Origin of the sequence: Pseudomonas sp. PDM22, from assembly GCF_014851965.1 — a bacterium.
GTDB lineage: Bacteria > Pseudomonadota > Gammaproteobacteria > Pseudomonadales > Pseudomonadaceae > Pseudomonas.
Genome location: NZ_JACVAR010000006.1, coordinates 59,688 through 78,809, shown reverse-complemented (window position 1 = coordinate 78,809; position 19,122 = coordinate 59,688). Strand labels below are relative to the sequence as shown.

The 19,122-nt window shown below is 67.6% G+C and carries 17 protein-coding genes and 2 riboswitches; of the genes, 6 read left to right on the top strand and 11 right to left on the bottom strand.

What is annotated here, in order from left to right; genetic code table 11:
* The first annotated feature begins 137 nt into the window (after positions 1 to 137).
* The gene (locus IB255_RS20970) at positions 138 to 857 is read left to right on the top strand and encodes an OmpW/AlkL family protein (protein ID WP_081517113.1); all 720 of its coding nucleotides are present in this window, start codon (positions 138 to 140) and stop codon (positions 855 to 857) included.
* Between the two features lie 57 nt (positions 858 to 914).
* Positions 915 to 1,271, top strand: coding sequence for a SirB2 family protein (locus IB255_RS20965; RefSeq protein ID WP_081517112.1), 357 nt, complete (start codon positions 915 to 917; stop codon positions 1,269 to 1,271).
* Here the strand turns inward: IB255_RS20965 and IB255_RS20960 are convergent.
* The 4 genes from IB255_RS20960 to IB255_RS20945 form a co-directional block, all read right to left on the bottom strand.
* Positions 1,252 to 2,199: an NAD-dependent epimerase/dehydratase family protein gene (locus IB255_RS20960; RefSeq protein WP_081517111.1), complete on the bottom strand. Its 948-nt coding sequence runs from the start codon at positions 2,197 to 2,199 to the stop codon at positions 1,252 to 1,254. The two genes, IB255_RS20965 and IB255_RS20960, sit on opposite strands and share 20 nt — an antisense overlap.
* On the bottom strand, positions 2,192 to 3,076 hold the full coding sequence (locus tag IB255_RS20955; RefSeq protein WP_081517110.1) for a sugar nucleotide-binding protein: 885 nt from the start codon (positions 3,074 to 3,076) through the stop codon (positions 2,192 to 2,194). The genes IB255_RS20960 and IB255_RS20955 overlap by 8 nt, the downstream gene beginning before the upstream one ends.
* A 140-nt stretch (positions 3,077 to 3,216) precedes the next feature.
* On the bottom strand, positions 3,217 to 3,705 hold the full coding sequence (locus tag IB255_RS20950) for a DUF934 domain-containing protein (RefSeq protein ID WP_081517109.1): 489 nt from the start codon (positions 3,703 to 3,705) through the stop codon (positions 3,217 to 3,219).
* Positions 3,702 to 5,366: a nitrite/sulfite reductase gene (locus tag IB255_RS20945; protein ID WP_081517108.1), complete on the bottom strand. Its 1,665-nt coding sequence runs from the start codon at positions 5,364 to 5,366 to the stop codon at positions 3,702 to 3,704. The genes IB255_RS20950 and IB255_RS20945 overlap by 4 nt, the downstream gene beginning before the upstream one ends.
* A gap of 345 nt (positions 5,367 to 5,711) precedes the next feature.
* Here IB255_RS20945 and ccoG point away from each other — a divergent pair, with 345 nt between their 5' ends.
* Together ccoG and mapR are read left to right on the top strand one after the other, a co-directional pair.
* A complete protein-coding gene (ccoG, locus tag IB255_RS20940) occupies positions 5,712 to 7,121 on the top strand; it encodes a cytochrome c oxidase accessory protein CcoG (RefSeq protein WP_192210814.1) in 1,410 nt (469 codons plus the stop codon).
* Positions 7,122 to 7,207: 86 nt separating this feature from the next.
* The gene (gene mapR, locus IB255_RS20935; RefSeq protein WP_081518143.1) at positions 7,208 to 8,617 is read left to right on the top strand and encodes a GntR family transcriptional regulator MpaR; all 1,410 of its coding nucleotides are present in this window, start codon (positions 7,208 to 7,210) and stop codon (positions 8,615 to 8,617) included.
* Between the two features lie 338 nt (positions 8,618 to 8,955).
* Here the strand turns inward: mapR and cobM are convergent, their stop codons facing one another.
* The 4 genes from cobM to IB255_RS20915 all read right to left on the bottom strand — a co-directional run bounded on the left by cobM (position 8,956) and on the right by IB255_RS20915 (position 11,259).
* Complete coding sequence (cobM, locus tag IB255_RS20930) at positions 8,956 to 9,711, bottom strand: precorrin-4 C(11)-methyltransferase (protein ID WP_081517106.1); 756 nt, start codon at positions 9,709 to 9,711, stop codon at positions 8,956 to 8,958.
* Positions 9,708 to 10,124: a cobalamin biosynthesis protein gene (locus tag IB255_RS20925; RefSeq protein WP_081517105.1), complete on the bottom strand. Its 417-nt coding sequence runs from the start codon at positions 10,122 to 10,124 to the stop codon at positions 9,708 to 9,710. Before IB255_RS20925 ends, cobM begins: the two co-directional genes overlap by 4 nt.
* A 77-nt stretch (positions 10,125 to 10,201) precedes the next feature.
* Positions 10,202 to 10,912, bottom strand: coding sequence for a CbtA family protein (locus IB255_RS20920; protein ID WP_081517104.1), 711 nt, complete (start codon positions 10,910 to 10,912; stop codon positions 10,202 to 10,204).
* A 158-nt stretch (positions 10,913 to 11,070) separates the two neighbouring features.
* Positions 11,071 to 11,259, bottom strand: coding sequence for a CbtB domain-containing protein (locus IB255_RS20915; RefSeq protein WP_015475371.1), 189 nt, complete (start codon positions 11,257 to 11,259; stop codon positions 11,071 to 11,073).
* Between the two features lie 99 nt (positions 11,260 to 11,358).
* A riboswitch (cobalamin riboswitch) is annotated at positions 11,359 to 11,578 on the bottom strand.
* Between the two features lie 71 nt (positions 11,579 to 11,649).
* Positions 11,650 to 11,845: riboswitch (cobalamin riboswitch) on the top strand.
* Between the two features lie 234 nt (positions 11,846 to 12,079).
* Between IB255_RS20915 and cobW the strand changes: the two genes are divergently transcribed.
* A complete protein-coding gene (cobW, locus tag IB255_RS20910; protein ID WP_081517103.1) occupies positions 12,080 to 13,132 on the top strand; it encodes a cobalamin biosynthesis protein CobW in 1,053 nt (350 codons plus the stop codon).
* 93 nt (positions 13,133 to 13,225) lie between these two features.
* Positions 13,226 to 16,957, top strand: coding sequence for a cobaltochelatase subunit CobN (cobN, locus tag IB255_RS20905; protein WP_081517102.1), 3,732 nt, complete (start codon positions 13,226 to 13,228; stop codon positions 16,955 to 16,957).
* A 79-nt stretch (positions 16,958 to 17,036) separates the two neighbouring features.
* Here the strand turns inward: cobN and IB255_RS20900 are convergent, their stop codons facing one another.
* From IB255_RS20900 to IB255_RS20890, 3 genes are all read right to left on the bottom strand, one after another.
* Positions 17,037 to 17,594 (bottom strand): disulfide bond formation protein B, encoded by a 558-nt coding sequence (locus tag IB255_RS20900; RefSeq protein ID WP_081517101.1) that lies wholly within the window; start codon positions 17,592 to 17,594, stop codon positions 17,037 to 17,039.
* 9 nt (positions 17,595 to 17,603) lie between these two features.
* Entirely contained in the window at positions 17,604 to 17,762 is a 159-nt protein-coding gene (locus IB255_RS20895) for a DUF5993 family protein (protein WP_167523254.1), read from the bottom strand.
* A 143-nt stretch (positions 17,763 to 17,905) separates the two neighbouring features.
* Positions 17,906 to 19,003: a 3-deoxy-7-phosphoheptulonate synthase gene (locus IB255_RS20890; protein ID WP_081517100.1), complete on the bottom strand. Its 1,098-nt coding sequence runs from the start codon at positions 19,001 to 19,003 to the stop codon at positions 17,906 to 17,908.
* Positions 19,004 to 19,122: the final 119 nt, after the last annotated feature.

Here is a 19,122-nt window from a genome sequence, read left to right as displayed (position 1 = left end):
CAGGGCGCGGCGCTTTGCCGCACCCTCGATTCCTACAAAGCTTGTGGTCTTTATTGAGCCAGGTCAAAAGTGCGCTTTTAGCGCTGTCTACTATTCTGGGCACCAACACTTATACCAAAGAGATATTGGAGCTCATCATGCGTAAGTCCTGGCTCACCACTTCGCTTCTCTCACTTGCCGTCGCAGCGCCGGTCGCAGCCCAGGCCGCCGACATTCGCGGCCACCAGGCCGGCGACTTCCTGGTACGTGGTGGTTTCGCCACCGTGGCGCCCGATGACAGCAGCTCCAACGTCAAGCTCGACGGCACCAAGGTCAGCGGCACCAAGGCCACTGTCGACAGCGACACCCAGCTGGGCCTGACCTTCGCCTACCTGCTCACCGACAAGATCGGCATCGAGCTGGTCGCCGCCACCCCGTTCAACCACCAGGTCGACGTCAAGGGCCTGAACAAGGCCACCGGCCTGACCGGCCTGGACGGCAAGCTGGCCGACATCAAGCAGCTGCCGCCGACCGTGCTGCTGCAGTACTACCCCATGGGTGGTACCAACTCTGCCTTCCAGCCGTACGGCGGCCTGGGCATCAACTACACCACCTTCTTCGACGAAGACCTGGCCAGCAACCGCAAGGACCAGGGCTTCAGCAACCTGAAGCTGCAGGACTCCTGGGGCCTGGCCGCCGAGCTGGGCATGGACTACATGCTCAACGAGCACGCCTTCGTCAACGCCGCTGTCTGGTACATGGACATCGACACCAAGGCGAGCGTAGACGGCCCGTCCGCGCTGGGCGTACAGAAAACCAAGGTCGATGTTGACGTCGACCCCTGGGTTTACATGGTCGGTTTCGGCTACCGTTTCTGACGGAGCAAACATGAAAAAGGCGCCCAAGGGCGCCTTTTTCACTTTCAGGGAACCGGTATGTACCTCGAACTCAAAGCACTGCACGTCAGCCTTGCGATCATCAGCACCCTGCTTTTCCTCCTGCGCCTGGGCCTGAGCTGGTGGGGCAAGCGTCCAACCGGCTGGCAGCGCGGGCTACCCCATCTGATCGACACCCTGCTGCTGCTGAGCGCCCTGGGCCTGGTGCACCTGGCGATGCCCTGGCCGCTGCCGGTCTGGCTGCAGGTTAAGCTCGGTCTGCTGGTGCTCTACATCGTGCTGGCGGCCTTCGCCCTGCGCAGCGCGACGAAGCCCGTCAAGGCGCTGCTCAGCGCTCTGGCACTAGGCTCGCTGGCCGGCATCTTCTACCTGGCCGTCAACAAACCCTGGTGGTGATCAACTGGGCCAGGCCATCGGCCAGCGGCGTGGGTGCGTCCAGGCTGTAGCGCTGCAGCAGGCGGCGGTTGTCCGCGCGGGAATGGCGGATATCGCCGTGGCGCGCCGGCAGGTAGGTAATCTCCGGCAGGCCGCCGGTGAGCTTACCGATCTCGGCCAGCAACTGGTTGAGGCTGGTGGACTGGTCGAGGCCGACGTTGATCGCCGACTCGGCCACGTCATCGGCCAGCAGCGCGGTCACAAGCAGCTTCACCAGGTCACCGACGTAGATGAAATCACGGGTCTGCTCGCCGTCGCCGAACACGGTGATCGGCAGGCCCTGCTCGGCGCGCCGGGCGAAGATGCTGATCACCCCGGAATAGGGCGAGGACGGGTCCTGGCGCGGGCCATAGACATTGAAGAAGCGGAAGATCGCCGGCTCCAGGCCGTGTTCGCGACGGTAGAAGTCCAGGTAGTACTCGCTGGCCAGCTTGTCCGCGGCATAGGGCGTCAGCGGCGCCTTCACCACGTCCTCGTCGATGGCGGAGCCTTCGCCGTTCTGCCCGTAGACCGCCGCGCTGGAAGCGAACAGCACCCGGCGGATGCCTTCCTGGCGCATGGCCTCGCAGAGGTTCAGGGTGCCGATGAAGTTGGCGCGGTGGGTGCCCACCGGGTCTTCCACCGAAGCCTGCACCGAGGCGATGGCCGCCAGGTGCACGACGCCCTGGCAGCCGCTCAGCGCACCACGCAGGGCGGCTTCATCGGCGACGTTGCCGACTAGCAGGTCGACGCGGCTGTCGAGGTTCTCGCGCCGGCCGGTGGACAGGTCGTCCAGCACGCGCACGGCGAAGCCCTGCGCCAGCAGCGCGTCAGCCAGATGGGAACCGATGAACCCCGCGCCGCCGGTGATGAGGATGGGCTGCGCGGAGGGGGAAAGACGATCAGACATGGCGGTAATAGCGATCCAGCAAGGCGGGCAGGCCGGCGCGCCAGGCGCGCGGCTTGATACCGAAGGTATGGAGGATTTTCTTGCAGGCGAGCACCGCGTGCTGCGGTTCGTCGCCGGCATCCGGGCGCGCGGCGTGGGCCTGCGGGCTCGGTTCCTGGACAGCCAGGGTATGGAAGGCGCGGGCCTCGCCGAGAACCACCTGGCCCAGGGACAGGGTGGTCGTGGCCTCCAGGCCGCCGTAGTGGTAGGTGCCCCACAGCGGTGCCTGGCAGTCGAGTTGCTTGAGCACGGAGAGGATCACCCGCGCGGCGTCATCCACCGGGGTCGGGTTGCCGCGCCGGTCGTCGGCGAGGAACAGCACCTGCTCCTTCTCGGCACGCTCGAGGAAGCGGCCGAGCACGCCGTCGGCGCTGTCATCCAGCAGCCAGCCGAAACGCAGCAGCACATGCCGCGGGCAGGTCGCCCGCACCCACTGTTCCATACGCCACAGCGCCTGGCCACGCGGGCCCAGGGGCAGCGGCTCGTCCTTCTCGCTGTAGGCGGTGGCGCGGGCGCCATCGAACACGCGGTAGCTGGACGGCTGGATCAGCAGGATCTCGTGGTGCTGGCAGAGTTCGGACAGACGCTCCACCGCGCGCTCCTGGCTGGCCAGGCGAGCGGCGTCGACGGCCTCGGCCTGGAACCAGTCGTAGTAGTAGGCGAGGTTGATCACCGCGTCGGGGCGGGTCTCGTCCAGCAGGACGGTGAGGCTGGAAGCATCCCAGCCCTGCTCGGGCGGCCGGGGGGCGAGGAAGCCGATGTCCTCCTCGGCGCCAAGGCGGATCAGCGCCTGTCCAAGGGCATTACCGCCACCCAACAGCATCAGGCGCATGCGCATATTCTGGGGGTCACTCGAATCCGTGGGTTACCGCCAGCGCGCAAGGCGCCGGGGATGATGCCCGCATTTTTCCTGTGCCCCGGCACAGCGTCAAGCTTGGCCGACCCGCTGCAGCCTTCGCCGCACGCGGCGACTCCTGTCTAGGAGCGGCGACGAAACAGCGGACGCGGCTCGATCACCGAGCGGCCATAGAGCACGCTCAGGCCCGCCAGGCCCTTCAGGGCGTCTTCCACGGACTTGTCCTCGCGCACGGCAAAGGCATCGAAACCGCACTGGCGCATATGCGCCAACTGGTCACGCAGCACGTCGCCCACCGCGCGCAACTCCCCGCGCCAGCCCAGGCGGCTGCGCAACAGGTAGGCCAGGCTGTAACCGCGACCGTCGCGGAAACTGGGGAAGTCGATGGCGATCAGTGCCGGTTCCTTCAGGCGCCAGATGAGGTCCTCGGGATCCTCCTCCGGCGCCAGCCAGACGCCGAACCCCGTCCCGGACTCCAGCGCCAGCCAGTGCTTCAACGGCAGGATCAGTCGCCCACCGGGCAATACCTCCGGCACTTCGCGCAGCAATTCCCAGGGGTCGCCCGGCGCCATTTCCGCCACCCCGTCCCGCAGATGAATCAGGTTCCTCATGCCGGCACCTCCGCCTGGCGGTAGACCCGCGCCTTGAAAGGCTCCAGGCCGATGCGCTCGACCGTTTCGACGAAGCGCTCCCCGGCACCGCGCTGCTCCACATAGGTGTGCACCAGCGCCTCGATCACGTCCGGCACCTCGGCGGCGCTGAACGACGGGCCGATCACCTTGCCCAGCGCGCTCTTCACACCCTGCGCGCCGCCGAGGGTGATCTGGTACCACTCGCTGCCGTTCTTATCGACACCGAGGATGCCAATGTTGCCGATGTGGTGATGGCCGCAGGCGTTCATGCAGCCGGAGATGTTCAGACTGAGGTCGCCCAGGTCATGCAGGTAGTCGAGGTCCTCGAAGCGCTGCTGGATGCCCTGGGCGATGGGGATCGACTTGGCGTTGGCCAGCGCACAGAAATCGCCGCCGGGGCAGGCGATGATGTCGGTCAGCAGGCCCTGGTTCGGCGTGCCCAGGCCAGCCACGCAGGCTTCCAACCAGAGTGCGTGGAGGTCGGACTTGCGCACGTCCGGCAGCACCAGGTTCTGTTCGTGGGCGACACGGATCTCGCCGAAGCCGAAGCGCTCGGCCCAGTCGGCCACCTGCTCCATCTGCTCGGCGGTCGCGTCCCCCGGCGGCGCCTCGGCGCCCGGTTTGGTGGACAGCACCACGCTGGCATAGCCGGGCACGCGGTGCGGGCGCACATTGCGCGAAACCCAGCGCGCGAACGCCGCGTCGGCGGCCAACGCGCTGCCATAGGCCAGCTCGTCGGCCGCTACATAAACAGGCGGATCGAACGCCGCGGCAACCCGCTGGTACTCATCGAGAGTCAGCTGCGCCTCGCCATCGCGCAGATGCTGCCACTCATCCTCCACCTCGCGGGAAAACGCCTCGATGCCCAGCGCCTTCACCAGGATCTTGATCCGTGCCTTGTACTTGTTGTCGCGCCGGCCGTGCCGGTTGTACACACGCAGGATCGCCTCGACATAGGACAACAGGTGCCACCAGGGCAGGTCGTCGCGGATCACCTGGCCCAGCATCGGCGTGCGCCCCAGCCCGCCGCCCACCAGCACCTTAAGGCGCAGCTCGCCGTCCTCGGCGCGGCGCAGGTAGAGGCCGATGTCGTGCATCATCACCGCCGCGCGGTCTTCCTCGGCGGCGCAGAGGGCGATCTTGAACTTGCGCGGCAGGAACAGGAATTCGGGGTTCACCGTCGACCACTGGCGGAGGATTTCCGCCAGCGGGCGCGGGTCGAGGAGTTCGTCGGCGGCGACACCGGCGAAGGCCTCGGTGGTGATGTTGCGCACGCAGTTGCCGGAGGTCTGGATGGCGTGCATCTCGACATCCGCCAGGCGCTCGAGGATGTCCGGCACCCGCGCCAGCTCGACCCAGTTGAACTGGATGTTCTGCCGCGTGGTGAAGTGGCCGTAGCCGCGGTCGTGCTCGCGGGCGATCCAGGCCAGGGTGCGCATCTGCTCGCTGGACAGGGTGCCGTAGGGAATCGCCACCCGCAGCATGTAGGCGTGCTTCTGCAGGTACAGGCCGTTCTGCAGGCGCAGCGGCAGGAATTCCTCTTCGCTCAGCTCATCGCTCAGGCGCCGCTGCACCTGGTCGCGGAACTGCGCCACCCGTTCGCGCACCAGGGCGCGGTCGTAATCATCGTATCGGTACATCGCCAGGCCACCTTCAGGACGTTGCGTAGCGGCCTGCTTCTGTCGTCGAGCGCGCTACTTTGCGGTTGACCGAATAGTGGCCGGCGCCTGCTGTGCAAAACAGCGGCAGATCGCGCGGGAAAAACCGGATCAGATGCGCCCGGCGCCTGCCCCGGCGGGCCTGCGACCGGTTGCCGCAACAGGCCCGATCAGCCGCCCCATCGCGCAGCACGCCAGGCCGCCAGCAGCGCGGGGCGGAGCGTTTTCCGCCATCTGATATGGTTTTTTCCGGCGAACCTGAATCTGTTTCGGGTGCAGACCGATTCGTACAGTCGCGGCGCCTCTTCTGCCTGATGGGCCACGACAATGAGCGAAAGAATCCAAGCGAAGGTCATCGAGATCGACGCACCGCAACGTTTCACCCCGCCGCCCAAACCGCTGTCGGCGGTAACCCCGACGGTCTACACCAAGCGCTTCGCCGGGCGTTTCCACGACCTGCGGCGCCTCGGCGGCGGCCTGCTGTTCCTGCTGTTCTTCGGCACCTTGTGGCTGCAGTGGAACGGCCGCCAGGCGGTGCTCTGGGACCTGCCCGAGCGCAAGTTCTACATCTTCGGCGCGACCTTCTGGCCGCAGGATTTCATCCTGCTCTCGGCGATCCTGATCATCGCCGCCTTCGGCCTGTTCTTCATCACGGTGTTCGCCGGCCGCGTCTGGTGCGGCTACACCTGCCCGCAGAGCGTGTGGACGTGGGTCTTCATGTGGGCGGAGCAGGTCACCGAAGGCGACCGCAACCAGCGCATCAAGCGCGACCAGGGCCCGGTGAGTACCGAGAAAGTCCTGCGCAAGGGCGCCAAGCACGGGCTCTGGTTGCTGATCAGCCTGGTTACGGCGATCACCTTCATCGGCTACTTCACGCCGGTGCGGCCGCTGGTGGCGGACCTGTTCACCTTCAGGCTCGACCTGGAAAGCACCTTCTGGGTCGCCTTCTTCGCCGCCGCCACCTACGCCAACGCTGGCTGGCTGCGCGAGCAGGTGTGCATCCACATGTGCCCGTACTCGCGCTTCCAGAGCGTGATGTTCGACAAGGACACCCTGATCATTTCCTACGACGCGGCGCGCGGTGAGTCCCGTGGTGCGCGCAAGAAGGACGCCGACCCCAAGGCCCTGGGCCTGGGCGACTGCATCGACTGCTTCCAGTGTGTGCAGGTCTGCCCCACCGGCATCGATATCCGCGACGGCCTGCAGATCGCCTGCATCGGCTGCGCCGCCTGCATCGACGCCTGCGACTCGGTGATGGACAAGATGGGCTACGACCGCGGCCTGGTGCGCTACACCTCGGAAAGCGCGCTGGAAGGCGGCAAGACCCACCTGCTGCGCCCACGCCTGATCGGCTACGCGGCGGTGCTGCTGGTGATGATCGGCGCGTTTGTCTGGGCGCTGGAAGCACGGCCACTGATCAACCTCGACGTGGCCCGCGACCGCGGCCTGTTCCGCGAGAACGCCGTCGGCGAGATCGAGAACATCTACAACCTCAAGCTGATCAACAAGACCCAGCAGCCGCAGCATTACCAGCTGAGCCTTGCCGATAGCGCCGGCTACCGCCTGCAGGGCGTGCCGGAACTGATGCTGCAGCCGGGCGAGATCCGCGACTTCGCCGTCTCGGTGGCAAGCCTGGCGCAGAGCAGCACCGGTGGCTCGGTGCCGCTGCACTTCAAGGTCAGCGATGGCAACGAGTCCATCGACGCCGCCAGCACCTTCGTCTCGCCGAGGCGCTGAGCATGGCTCGGGAGCTTGGCGTGACCTCGGCGCAGCGCCTAGAGTGGGCGGATTCTTCCGCCCCTCAGGCCGCCGTGCAGGACAAGATGAAGCGCTACGAGAAATTCGCCGACGAGATCGCCGGCCTGATCCGCAGCGGCGTGCTCGCCCCCGGCCAGAAAGTCCCCTCGGTGCGCCACGCCAGCCGCACCTACGGGGTCAGCGCATCCACCGTGTTCCAGGCCTATTACCTGCTGGAGGATCGCGGGCTGATCGTCGCCCGCGCGCGCTCCGGCTACTTCGTCCGCGAACACGTGCAGCGCGCCCTGGCCGAGCCGGAAATCGCCCGCCACGACGCGCAGACCACCGAGGTGGACGTCAGCGAACTGGTGTTCTCGGTACTCAGCTCGATCAAGGACCCGGACACCGTGCCCTTCGGCTCGGCCTTCCCGGCGCCGGAACTGTTCCCCCTGCCGCGTCTGGCGCGCTCCATGGCCCACGCCGTGCGCGACATGGACCCGCGCTCGGTGGTCGCCGACCTCGCCCCCGGCAGCCATGCGCTGCGCCGGCAGATTGCCCTGCGCTACATGGTCGGTGGCATGCCGCTGCCGGTGGAGGAGCTGGTGGTCACCAACGGCGCGCTGGAAGCGCTGAACCTGTGCCTGCAGGTGGTCACCCAGCCGGGCGACCTGGTCGCCATCGAGGCGCCGGCCTTCTATGCCAGCCTGCAGGTGCTCGAGCGCCTGAAACTCAAGGCCGTGGAAATCCCCGTGCACCCGCGCGAAGGCATCGATCTGGACGTGCTCGCCGACAGCCTGGCGCGCCTGCCGATCAAGGCCTGCTGGTTCATGAGCAACTTCCAGAACCCGCTGGGCGCCAGCATGGCCGAGGACAAGAAGCGCGCCCTCGCCGCACTGCTGGCCCAGCACCAGGTGCCGCTCATCGAGGACGACGTCTACGCCGAGCTGTACTTCGCCGCCCAGGCGCCCAAGCCGGTGAAGGCCTTCGACAGCGAAGGGCTGGTGATGCACTGCAGCTCCTTCTCCAAGAGCCTCGCGCCGGGCTACCGGGTCGGCTGGGTCGCCGGCGGGCGCTACGCCGAGCAGATCGAGCGGCTCAAGCTGATGACCAGCCTGTCGGCCTCGGTGCCGGCCCAGGCAGCCATCGCCGACTACCTGCAGCACGGCGGCTACGACCGCCACCTGCGCAAGCTGCGCCATGCGCTGGAAAGCCAGCAGCATGCGATGCTCGCCGCCGTGGCCCGGCACTTCCCCGCCGCCACCCGTGTCACCCGGCCCAGCGGCGGCTACTTCCTGTGGCTGGAGCTGCCCGAGCACATCGACGCGCTCAAGCTGTTCCAGCTCGCCCATGCTCAGGGCATCAGCCTCGCGCCGGGGCCGATCTTCTCGGCGACGCGGCGCTTCGGCCACTGCCTGCGCCTGAACTATGGCCACCCGTGGACCACGGCCAGCGAACAGGCCATGGAAACCCTCGGGCGGATCATTCACTCGCTGTAGAGCGGCAGCCGGACTGATCCGCACATTCGGAAACGATCTGTACCTGTGCGGCGCTTTGTCGCAGGCCTACCCTGTCAGGCAGGAAACCCGGACGAGGGAAGCTGCCATGGAAGCGGAAGGCCTGATGATCCTGCTCACAGTGAGTGCCGCGCTCGGCGTGCATCTGTGGGTTCGCTGGTACCTGCGGCGCGGGATGCTGCCGCGCGGGGATCAGTGGCTGGCCTGAACCTCGTGCCTATCCGCTCTTCCGCAGGAGCGAGGGGGACGCCATCGTTATCGCGCGCGAACCGCCCAGCCCTGGCGCCTCCGGGAATCCCTGCTCGCGAGCAAGCTCGCGCCTACAAGGCGCCCCCGCGATACAGATGCGCATGCCCCGCACTGTACAGCGACGAATCGGCAAACCCCTCCGCCCCCAGCACCTTGCCCACCAGGATCAGCGCCGTGCGCCGGAAGCCCTTGGCCGCCGCCTTGGGCAGGATGTCGCCGAGGGTGCCGGTGACCTGGTCCTGGTCCGGCCAGCTGGCGCGATGGATCACTGCAATGGGGCAGTCCGCACCGTAGTGCGGCAGCAGCTCGGCGACGATATTCGCCAGCTGACCGACGCCCAGGTGAATGGCCAGGGTCGCGCGGTGCTGCGCCAGTTCCGCCAGCGACTCGCCCTCGGGCATGCGCGTCCTGCTCGCGTAGCGGGTGAGGATCAGCGTCTGGGAAATGTCCGGCAGGGTCAGCTCGCAACCGAGAATCGCCGCGCAGGCGGAAGTCGCGGTGACGCCGGGGACGATCTCGTAGGCGATGCCCCGTTCGCGCAGGTGACGAATCTGCTCGCCGATGGCGCCGTACAGAGAGGGATCGCCGGAGTGCACCCGCGCGACGTCCTTGCCCTCCGCGTGGGCCTGCGCCAGCAGCTCGACGATCTCCTCCAGGTTCAGTTCGGCGGTATTCACCACGCGCTCGGCGCTGTGCCCTTCCAGCACGGCCGGCGGCACCAGGGAGCCTGCGTAGAGGATTACCGGACAGGTGCGGATCAGCCGCTGGCCCTTGACCGTGATGAGTTCGGGATCGCCGGGGCCGGCGCCGATGAAGTAGACCGTCATGGCTGCTCCTGTGCGGATTCGACGGGGATGAAGGCCAGCGCACAGGTGGCCTGCTCGCTGCGGCGCTTGCCCACCAGCAGGCGTGCCGGCGCACCACCTTGCGCCTCGGCCTGCAGCAATGCCGCCGCTTCGGCCACGCTCACACTGCCGGTGGCCGCGCGCACGGTTTCGGAAGGGTCGCCCAGGCGCTTCTCGCAGGCCGCGAGCTGTTGCGGCGTGAACAGCGCCAGCGGCAGGTCAAGTGCGGCAGCCAGGGCAGTCAGCCCTTCCTCGTCGGCCTTCAGCGTGGCGCTGGCCAGCGCGGTGAGGTTCGACTCGTCGAGCCCCGCTTCGGCCAATGTTTCTCGCAGCAGCGCACGCAGTTCGTCGAGCGGGCAGCCCCGGCGGCAACCGAGGCCGGCAACCAGCGTCATGGTCGCTCTCCTTGCAGATCAAAATAAAAACCCCGCAGTCGGCCAGGCCGGCTGCGGGGTCGAGCATAGCGCGTGAATCAGGCCGACGGCGCGAAGCGACGGAACAGGCAGGCGGCGACCAGGCCGAGCGCCAGCCAGAACACTGCGTTGGTGACCAGCGAGGCGAGGATGAACTCATGGGCCAGGCTTTCCGGCGCGAGGCTGGAATGCACTTCCGGTTGCGGCGCGCCGATCACGTGCGGCACCACCAGCAACGCCAGGCCGACGATGCGCAGCGCCCAGTGGCGACCGAACACCAGGAGCGCGAGGCCGGCGGCGGTGGCGGCGGCCGTGCCGATCCACCAGGTCTGCCGCAGGCTCAGGTCGGCGGCGGCGGTGCCGGGGACTTCCGGCGGCAGGCCGAGGGACGGTGCGAGGGTGAACACGGCAAAGCCGGCCAGGCCCCAGAGCAGGCCTTCGGAGGTTTTGCCCGGCGCGCGCAGGGTGAACAGGCCGGCCAGCATCAGGGCGAAGCCCACCGCGACCACCAGATTGCCGCCGGTGGTGGAGAGAATGCGCTGCCAGCCGTCTTCCGGCTCCCAGGCCTCCGCGTCGTGGTGGTGGCCCGCAGCAGCACCGTCGGCATGCTCGTGGGCGTGCTCCTCGACCAGCGCGGCGGCCGGCTCGGATTTCTCATAGGTTTCCGCCTTGAGGATCAGCGGGGATACCCACAGCAGCTGGACTACGGTCAGCACCAGCGCGGCGATCAGACCGGCGAAACCGGCGGTCTGGGCGATACGTTTGATCATTTTTTCCTTTCCTTTTCGGACTCTCGAATCGAGCGAGCTAGAGCCAGGCAAGGCGGAGGATCGCCGGGGACGCGGAGTTGACTGCAGTCAATGAGCAGTCCACGGCGATACTCCAACGCAGCCTGGCCGACGCGCAGCCGATTGAAATCAGAACCGCATCAATGGCAGGGGAAGCCCGCGCTATGGCGAGTGTCGTGCGCGGCGTTGTGTACCGCTTCCAGATGCGAGAAACCGGCGAAATACACCAGCAGCGCACCGAGCAGGCTGGCGCCGACGGCCAGGCTGATGCGCTTGGAAAGGGGGATGGAAGTGCTCGACGCCTGTTGCGTCAGGATACTGCTGGACATGAACGTTCCCTCTGAAAAGAGTGAGAACGCAGAGGTTGAACGCATTCGAACGCGCCGGATCGGTCGCGCCACGGCCTGCGCCCGCCCACCGCGGGTTGCCAAAATGTGAGGATTCCAGGCCGGTCTCCGGGCTTGCGACGCCAGCGAGAGACTCTCGCCGGATGGGTCAGCCTTCCCATGCCTTGGCACAGTGGCTACTGACGACCCTCGATGCGCTTACCGTTGCGGGGGCAGCGCCGGACTGGTCCTTGCGGACGCACCGGCTTCCCGTTTCACCTCGCGCGCGTCGGCGCGAGACACCTGAAACCGCGCTAGCTGACCACGGCAGTCCCGCAGCGTCAACTGCGCAGCAACCGATCCTCGGCGATTGACCGGCCCGGCCACGCTGCGTAGCCTTCCTCCCTTCGAGGTTCTCCGGCACTGGCCGGAGCTAAGAGGGAACGTGGAAATCTTCGGATGCGCCACGGCTGCCCCCGCAACTGTGAACAGCCTGTCTCTTCACGCGCCACTGCCGATTCGGGCGGGAAGGCGAAGGGATAACAAAGGGCTGTGAGCCAGGAGACCTGCCTCGTGACGGGTTTTCGATCTGCTGCGCGTCGGCCATGCTGCGTTGGAGGATCGCCGTGGACTGCTCATTGACTACAGTCAACTCCGCGTCCCCAGCGACCCTCCGCCTTGCCTGGCTCCAGCTCGCGAGATCCAGAACTGGTTCGTTATCAACAGACAACCGGGCGGGGTGATCCGGTGGCGACCTTCGTTGCGCGGCGAACCCGCGCGCGCGCCCTTCATCCGCCCTCCCAATTTCGCTTGCGAGGCGCGCATGAAAACCCTGGCCAAACTCCCCGTCACCATCGTCACCGGCTTCCTCGGTGCCGGTAAGACCACCCTGCTCCGCCACATGCTCGATAACGCCTCCGGCCGCCGCATCGCGGTGATCGTCAACGAATTCGGCGAGCTGGGCATCGACGGCGAAATCCTCAAGCAGTGCTCCATCGGTTGCAGCGAAGAAGAAGCGGTCGGCCGCGTCTTCGAACTGGCCAACGGCTGCCTGTGCTGCACCGTGCAGGAAGAGTTCTTCCCGGTGATGCGCGAACTGGTGGCGCGCCGTGGCGACCTCGACCAGATCCTCATCGAGACCTCGGGCCTGGCCCTGCCCAAGCCGCTGGTGCAGGCCTTCCAGTGGCCGGAAATCCGCAACGCCTGCACCGTGGATGCGGTGATCACCGTGGTCGACAGCCCGGCAGTGGCCGCCGGCACCTTCGCCGCTTACCCCAAGCAGGTAGACGAGCAGCGCAAGCAGGACCCGAACCTGGACCACGAATCGCCGCTGCACGAACTCTTCGAAGACCAGCTGGCCAGCGCCGATCTGGTGGTACTGAACAAGGCCGACCTGCTCGACGCCGAGGCGCTGGCCCGCGTGCGCGCCGAAGTTGCCGAGGAGCTGCCGCCGGCAGTGAAGATCGTCGAAGCCAACTCCGGCCAGCTGCCGCTCTCGGTGCTGCTGGGGCTGAACGCCGAAGCCGAGCTGCACATCGACAGCCGCCCGACCCACCATGACCACGAAGGCCATGAAGATCATGACCACGACGAGTTCGACTCCTTCCACGTCGACCTGCCGGAAGTGGAAGAGCGTGCCCTGCTTGATGCGCTGAACGCGCTGGTCGAGCGCCACGCCGTGCTGCGCATCAAGGGCTTCGTCGCCATCCCCGGCAAGCCCATGCGCCTGCTGGTGCAGGGCGTCGGCAAGCGCTTCGACAAGCACTTCGACCGCGCCTGGCGCAGTGACGAAACCCGTGGCACCCGCCTCGTGGTGATCGGCCAGGAACTGGACCAGGCCACCATCGCCAACGAGCTGCGTACCGCCCTGGCGTAACACAACGCTACCCGCAAACGCCGAACTACCCCCTCTCCCTTCAGGGAGAGGGCTGGGGAGAGGGTGTTACCACCGAGCGACAAGGCCCGATCCATGCACCTGCTGCGCACCCAACCCGGCGGTTTCGTCCCCGACGACGGCATTGCCCACCTGGCCCAGACGCCCGCCGAGCTGGTGATCCTCTGCAGCGGCGATTCGCACCTGGCGCTGCTCGCCGAGGCCGCCCGAGAGCTGCCGGAAGACTATCCGAGCCTGCGCCTGGCCAACCCCATGCAACTGCAGAACCACGCCTCGGTGGACCTCTACGTCGACGAGGTGCTGCAGCACGCCAGGGTCATCCTGATCTCGGTGCACGGCGGCGTTGGCTACTGGCGCTACGGCATGGAGCAACTGGCGGCGCTGGCCGAGCGCGGCGCCACGCTGATCGCCGTGCCCGGCGACGACAAACCCGACCCCGAACTCGCCGCCCTGTGCAGCGTCCCGCCGCAGGATGCCGAGCGCCTCTGGCAGTACCTGCGCCAGGGCGGCATGGACAATGCCCGGCAGTTCTTCGCCTGCCTGGCCAGCCGTCACCTGCAACGCGACTACGCCTGGAGCGAACCCCGCACGCTGCCGCGCGTGGCGGTCTATCACCCGCAAGTAGGCAGTTGCGACCTCGCCCGCTGGCAGGCGGACTGGAACCCTGAGTACCCGGTCGCCGCGCTGCTGTTCTATCGCACCCACCTGCAGGCGGCGAACACCGGCTTCATCGACACCTTCTGCGAACGCCTGCAGGCCCAGGGCATCAACCCGCTGCCCATCGCCGTGGCCAGCCTCAAGGAAGCCGCCTGCCTGGACGCGGTGGAAAGCCTGCTGGACAGCGCTGACACCGAGCTGATCATCAACACCACCGGCTTCGCCCAGTCGAACCCGGAGGCTCCGCAGGACCGGCCATTCCGCCGCGACGTGCCGGTACTGCAAGCCATCTGCTCGCTGGACAACCTCGACCTCTGGCGCGCCAACCCGCAGGGGCTCGGCCCGCGTGACCTGGCCATGCACATCGCGCTGCCGGAGCTGGACGGTCGCATCATCACCCGGCCGATCAGCTTCAAGGGCCTGGCCTGGCGCAGCGAGCGCAGCCAGAGCGACGTGGTCTGCTACCTGCCGCACCTGCCTGGCATGGACTTCGTCGCCGAACTGGCGCGGCGCTGGATGCTGCTGGCGCGCAAGGCCAACGCCGACAAGCGCGTGGCGCTGATCCTGGCCAATTACCCGACCCGCGACGGACGCATCGGCAATGGGGTCGGCCTCGACACGCCGGCTGCCGCGCTGAACATCCTGCGCGCGCTGGAGGCCCAGGGTTATCCGGTCGCCGGTCTGCCCGATTCTGGCACCGCGCTGATCCAGCAGTTGCTCGGCGGCGTCAGCAATGACCTCGACAGCCTCGACCTGCGCCCCTGCGCGCAGAGCCTGGCGCTGGACGACTACCTCGCCTGCTTCGCACGCCTGCCCGAAGCCAACCAGCAAGCCGTGCGCGAACGCTGGGGCGAACCACAGCAGGACCCGATGTTCCGCAGCGGCCGCCTGATGGTCGCCGGCCTGCGCTTCGGCCTCGGCTTCGTCGGCATCCAGCCGGCACGCGGCTACCAGCTCGACGCCGCGGCGATCTACCACGATCCGTCGCTGGTGCCGCCCCACGGCTACCTCGCCTTCTACTTCTGGCTGCGCGAGGTGTTCGGCGCCGACGCGGTGGTCCACGTCGGCAAGCACGGCAACCTCGAATGGCTGCCGGGCAAGGGTGTCGGACTCTCCGAGGAATGCTGGCCGGACGCGATCCTCGGCGCGCTGCCGAACCTCTACCCATTCATCGTCAACGACCCCGGCGAAGGCGCGCAGGCCAAGCGCCGCGCCCAGGCGGTGATCATCGACCACCTGATGCCGCCGCTGACCCGCGCGGAAAACTACGGCCCGCTGCGCGACCTCGAACGCCTGGCCGACGAGTACTACGACGCTTCCCTGCTCGACCCGCGCCGCGCCACCGAGCTGCGCGGTGACATCCTCACGCTGGTGCGCGAAACCGCGCTGGACCGCGAGCTGGGCCTGCAGCTGAGCGACGATGCGGAAAACTGGCTGCCGCAGCTGGATGCCTACCTGTGCGACCTCAAGGAATCGCAGATTCGCGATGGTCTGCATGTGTTCGGCGAATCGCCCGTGGGCGAGTTGCGCCGCGATACGCTGCTGTCGCTGGTGCGCATCCCGCGCGGTGATGGACGCGGCGGCAATGCCAGCCTGCTGCGCGCGCTGAGCGAAGACCTGCAACTGGGACGCGACCCGCTGGACGAAGCCTTCGCCGAAGCCTGGGAAGGCCCGCGCCCGGACGCGTTGCTCGGCGTGAGCGACGAGCCCTGGCGCAGCAACGGCGACACCCGCGAGCGCCTGGAGCTGTTCGCCCTGCGCCTGATCGACGGCACGACCAGCGCGCCGGGAAGCGCCAGCGCGGCGGTCCTCGCGCAACTTCACCAGCAGATCGCACCGACCCTGGACGCCTGCGGCGCCAGCGAGATCGGCCACCTGCTCGCCGGTCTCGACGGTCGCTTCGTCCCGCCCGGCCCCAGCGGCGCGCCCAGTCGCGGGCGGGTCGATGTGCTGCCGACCGGGCGCAACTTCTTCACCGTGGACGTGCGCAACCTGCCCACGCCCACCGCCTTCCGCCTTGGCTTCCAGTCCGCCAGCCGCCTGCTCGAACGCCACCTGCAGGACCATGGCGACCACCTGCGCCAGCTCGGCCTGTCGGTGTGGGGCACGGCGACCATGCGCACCGGCGGCGACGACATCGCCCAGGCGCTGGCACTGCTCGGCGTGCGCCCGGTGTGGCAGGCCGGCAGCCAGCGCGTGGAGGATTTCGAGATCCTGCCGATCACCCTGCTCGACCGCCCGCGGGTCGACGTGACGCTGCGCGTTTCGGGCTTCTTCCGCGATGCCTTCGCCAACCTGATCCGCCTGTTCGACGCCGCCGTGCAGGCCGTCGCCGCGCTGGACGAGCCGGACGATCTGAACCCGCTGGCCGCTCGTGTGCGGGCCGATCAGGCAAGCTTGCAATCCGAGGGACTGGAGCGTGATGACGCCCGTCGCCAGGCCGGCTGGCGCATCTTCGGCGCCCAGCCCGGCGCCTACGGTGCCGGCGTGCAGGGCGTGATCGAATCGCGCCAGTGGGACAGCCGCGCCGACCTCGCCGAGGCCTACCTGAACTGGGGCGGCTACGCCTACGGTGCCAGTGACGACGGCACCCCGGCGCGCGAGCGTTTCGCCCAGCGCCTGTCCGGCCTGCAGGCGGTGCTGCACAACCAGGACAACCGCGAGCACGACATCCTCGATTCCAACGACTACTACCAGTTCCAGGGCGGCATGCTCGCCGCCGCCGAGGTCATCCAGGGCCAGTCGCTGGCCAGCTACCACGGCGACCACAGCCAGCCGGACAACCCGCGCATCCGCACCCTGAAGGAAGAACTCGGCCGTGTGGTGCGCGCCCGCGCGGTGAACCCGAAATGGATCGCCGGCATGAAACGCCACGGCTACAAGGGCGCCTTCGAACTGGCGGCGACAGTGGACTACCTGTTCGCCTTCGACGCCACCAGCGAGCTGGTGGACGACCACCAGTACCGCCTGCTGGCCGACGCCTACCTGCTGGACGACGGCACCCGCGAATTCATCCGCCAGCACAACCCCGAGGCCCTGCGCGACATCGCCGAACGTCTGGTGGAAGCGCAGCAGCGCGGGTTGTGGGAAGAGCCGGGGGAGTACCGCGAGACGCTGGAGAACCTGCTGGTGGACAGCGAGGAGCAGTGAGCCGCACGGCTCCTGCAGGAGCGGGCCATGCCCGCGAATCGCGCCCATCGGGCGCTCCTACAGGACTTCCGCACGTCGTTCAGCGCAGCAGTTGATAGAACGTGGGATTGTCATCGCATTGCCCGCCGCCGCATTCCAGCACGGTGGACACAAGATTGGCCGCGATCAGCGCGGTGAACAGCAGCGCGCCCACCTTGCCCAGCAGAGAGAAGTGCGGCGCCTCCCGACTGGCCCCCTCTTTCAGCGTCATCATCAGGGCGACGGCGACAATCACCAGCAGCGAGGCCACCACCGTCCAGGTGTAAAAGTGCAGGCCGAGGAAGGGTGAGCCGTAGCCGGCATCCCCGGGAGTGATGTGCAGAAAGACCTGGCGCATGCCCACGGCCCCTGCCGTGATTGCCCCCAGCAGCGCCATGGCGTAATGACGGTTGCGGATGCCGAAACGGACGTTGAACAGGAAGCCGAAGCCGATCAGCAGCATTCCGCCCCGCTGCAACAGGCAAAGCGGACAAGGCAGCTCGATTTTCCACAACTGGTAATAGAAGGCGACCAGTAACGTGGCGCAAATCGCATAGAGGGCCAGGACATTCAGCCACAGCGGCAGGCGGCTTTCCGCCTGGAAGATGGGTGAGTTCATGGCGGGCCCTCAGAACGACAGCGTCAGCGGGTCGGTGACGTGGTGATCGAACCACCCCAGCGTGACCAGTAGCAGAACCAGCCAGAGCGCGTAGCTGACCCCAGCCTTCCCCATGAAAGTACTGACGGCTGCGCAGAGCGCGATCAGAAACGGCAGGAACATGTACATCGGCGTTACCTCGCTCCGCAGCGGGAGCAGAAAGGACGATTCAGCCGCCGAATCTCGGCGGGACCGGCAGTAAAATTAGCCGGCACCGCCCGAGGAAATTTCGCCTTTTCAGAAGAGAAAGTTCACAAACGCGCCCGAAGCGATCAGGCCCGACGCAGCCGCTCCGCCGCATTCAGCAACAGCGCCTCGGTGCCGCTCCAGCCCAGGCAGCCGTCGGTGATCGAGACACCGTAGCGCAGCTCGCCGGACAGCGGCTGGCAGCCGTCGAACAGGTGACTCTCCAGCATCACCCCACGCAGCGAAACGTCACCAGCCAGACGCTGGTCGAGCACGCTGTCCAGCACGGCCGGCTGGCGCAGCGGGTCCTTGCCGCTGTTGGCGTGGCTGCAGTCGACCATGATGCTCGGCTCGAGACCGAGCTTTTCCAGCCCCTGGCGAATCTGCTGCACGCTGGCGGCATCGAAGTTCGGCCCGGCATGGCCGCCGCGCAGCACCAGATGGGTGTCCGGGTTGCCCTGGGTCTGCACCAGCGACGGACGCCCCAGCGCATCGATGCCGAAGTGCTGGTGCGGATGTGCCGCCGAGCGCATGGCATCGGTGGCGATGCCGATGCTGCCGTCGGTGCCGTTCTTGAAGCCCACCGGCAGGTCGAGGCCGCTGACCATCTCGCGATGCACCTGGGATTCGCTGGTGCGCGCACCGATGGCGGCCCAGCCCAGCAGGTCGTCGAAGTAGCCGGCCACCAGGGGTTGCAGCAGTTCGGTGGCGATCGGCAGACCGCGCTCGAGCATGCCCAGCATCAGCCGTCGCGACAGTTCCAGGCCGCCAGCCATGTCACCAGTACCGTCCAGCTGCGGGTCGTAAACCAGGCCTTTCCAGCCGATGGTGGTGCGCGGCTTCTCGACGTACGCGCGCATCACCAGCAGCAGCTGGTCGCTGACCTGCGGCGCCAGTTCGGCGAGGTGGTCGGCGTATTCGAGGGCGGAGATGGGGTCGTGCAGCGAACAGGGGCCGATGACGACCAGCAGGCGCGGGTCGCGGCCATCGAGGACAGCGCGGATGGCATCGCGACCTTCGCGGACACGGTGGGCCATGGCGGCGGACAGCGGCAGGCGCTGGCGCAGTTCGGCGGGGCTCGGCAGCGGGTGTTCGCGGCGGCGGGCGGAGGGCAGCGGCAGGTCGAGGACTTCGGCGCGTGCTGCGTGTTCGGGGCGGATCAGGGTGGAGGTGGAAGCGTTCATCTGACTGGCATCCTTGGCCGGCGCGGAGGTCTTTCCGCGCTCGGCGCTCTATCTAAGTGTTCGTGGCAAGGCTCGTTGGGTGGCACGCAGCGCGCTGCTAAATCGCCAGTCGGAGTTGC

Coding starts and splice junctions, on each gene's coding strand:
- IB255_RS20920 (WP_081517104.1), bottom strand. CDS start 10,912: ATGATCAAACGTATCGCCCAGACCGCCGGTTTCGCCGGTCTGATCGCC.
- cobM (WP_081517106.1), bottom strand. CDS start 9,711: ATGACGGTCTACTTCATCGGCGCCGGCCCCGGCGATCCCGAACTCATC.
- IB255_RS20925 (WP_081517105.1), bottom strand. CDS start 10,124: ATGACGCTGGTTGCCGGCCTCGGTTGCCGCCGGGGCTGCCCGCTCGAC.
- IB255_RS20965 (WP_081517112.1), top strand. CDS start 915: ATGTACCTCGAACTCAAAGCACTGCACGTCAGCCTTGCGATCATCAGC.
- cobW (WP_081517103.1), top strand. CDS start 12,080: ATGAAAACCCTGGCCAAACTCCCCGTCACCATCGTCACCGGCTTCCTC.
- IB255_RS20955 (WP_081517110.1), bottom strand. CDS start 3,076: ATGCGCATGCGCCTGATGCTGTTGGGTGGCGGTAATGCCCTTGGACAG.
- IB255_RS20945 (WP_081517108.1), bottom strand. CDS start 5,366: ATGTACCGATACGATGATTACGACCGCGCCCTGGTGCGCGAACGGGTG.
- IB255_RS20960 (WP_081517111.1), bottom strand. CDS start 2,199: ATGTCTGATCGTCTTTCCCCCTCCGCGCAGCCCATCCTCATCACCGGC.
- IB255_RS20970 (WP_081517113.1), top strand. CDS start 138: ATGCGTAAGTCCTGGCTCACCACTTCGCTTCTCTCACTTGCCGTCGCA.
- IB255_RS20950 (WP_081517109.1), bottom strand. CDS start 3,705: ATGAGGAACCTGATTCATCTGCGGGACGGGGTGGCGGAAATGGCGCCG.
- IB255_RS20895 (WP_167523254.1), bottom strand. CDS start 17,762: ATGTACATGTTCCTGCCGTTTCTGATCGCGCTCTGCGCAGCCGTCAGT.
- cobN (WP_081517102.1), top strand. CDS start 13,226: ATGCACCTGCTGCGCACCCAACCCGGCGGTTTCGTCCCCGACGACGGC.
- IB255_RS20915 (WP_015475371.1), bottom strand. CDS start 11,259: ATGTCCAGCAGTATCCTGACGCAACAGGCGTCGAGCACTTCCATCCCC.
- mapR (WP_081518143.1), top strand. CDS start 7,208: ATGAAGCGCTACGAGAAATTCGCCGACGAGATCGCCGGCCTGATCCGC.
- IB255_RS20900 (WP_081517101.1), bottom strand. CDS start 17,594: ATGAACTCACCCATCTTCCAGGCGGAAAGCCGCCTGCCGCTGTGGCTG.
- IB255_RS20890 (WP_081517100.1), bottom strand. CDS start 19,003: ATGAACGCTTCCACCTCCACCCTGATCCGCCCCGAACACGCAGCACGC.
- ccoG (WP_192210814.1), top strand. CDS start 5,712: ATGAGCGAAAGAATCCAAGCGAAGGTCATCGAGATCGACGCACCGCAA.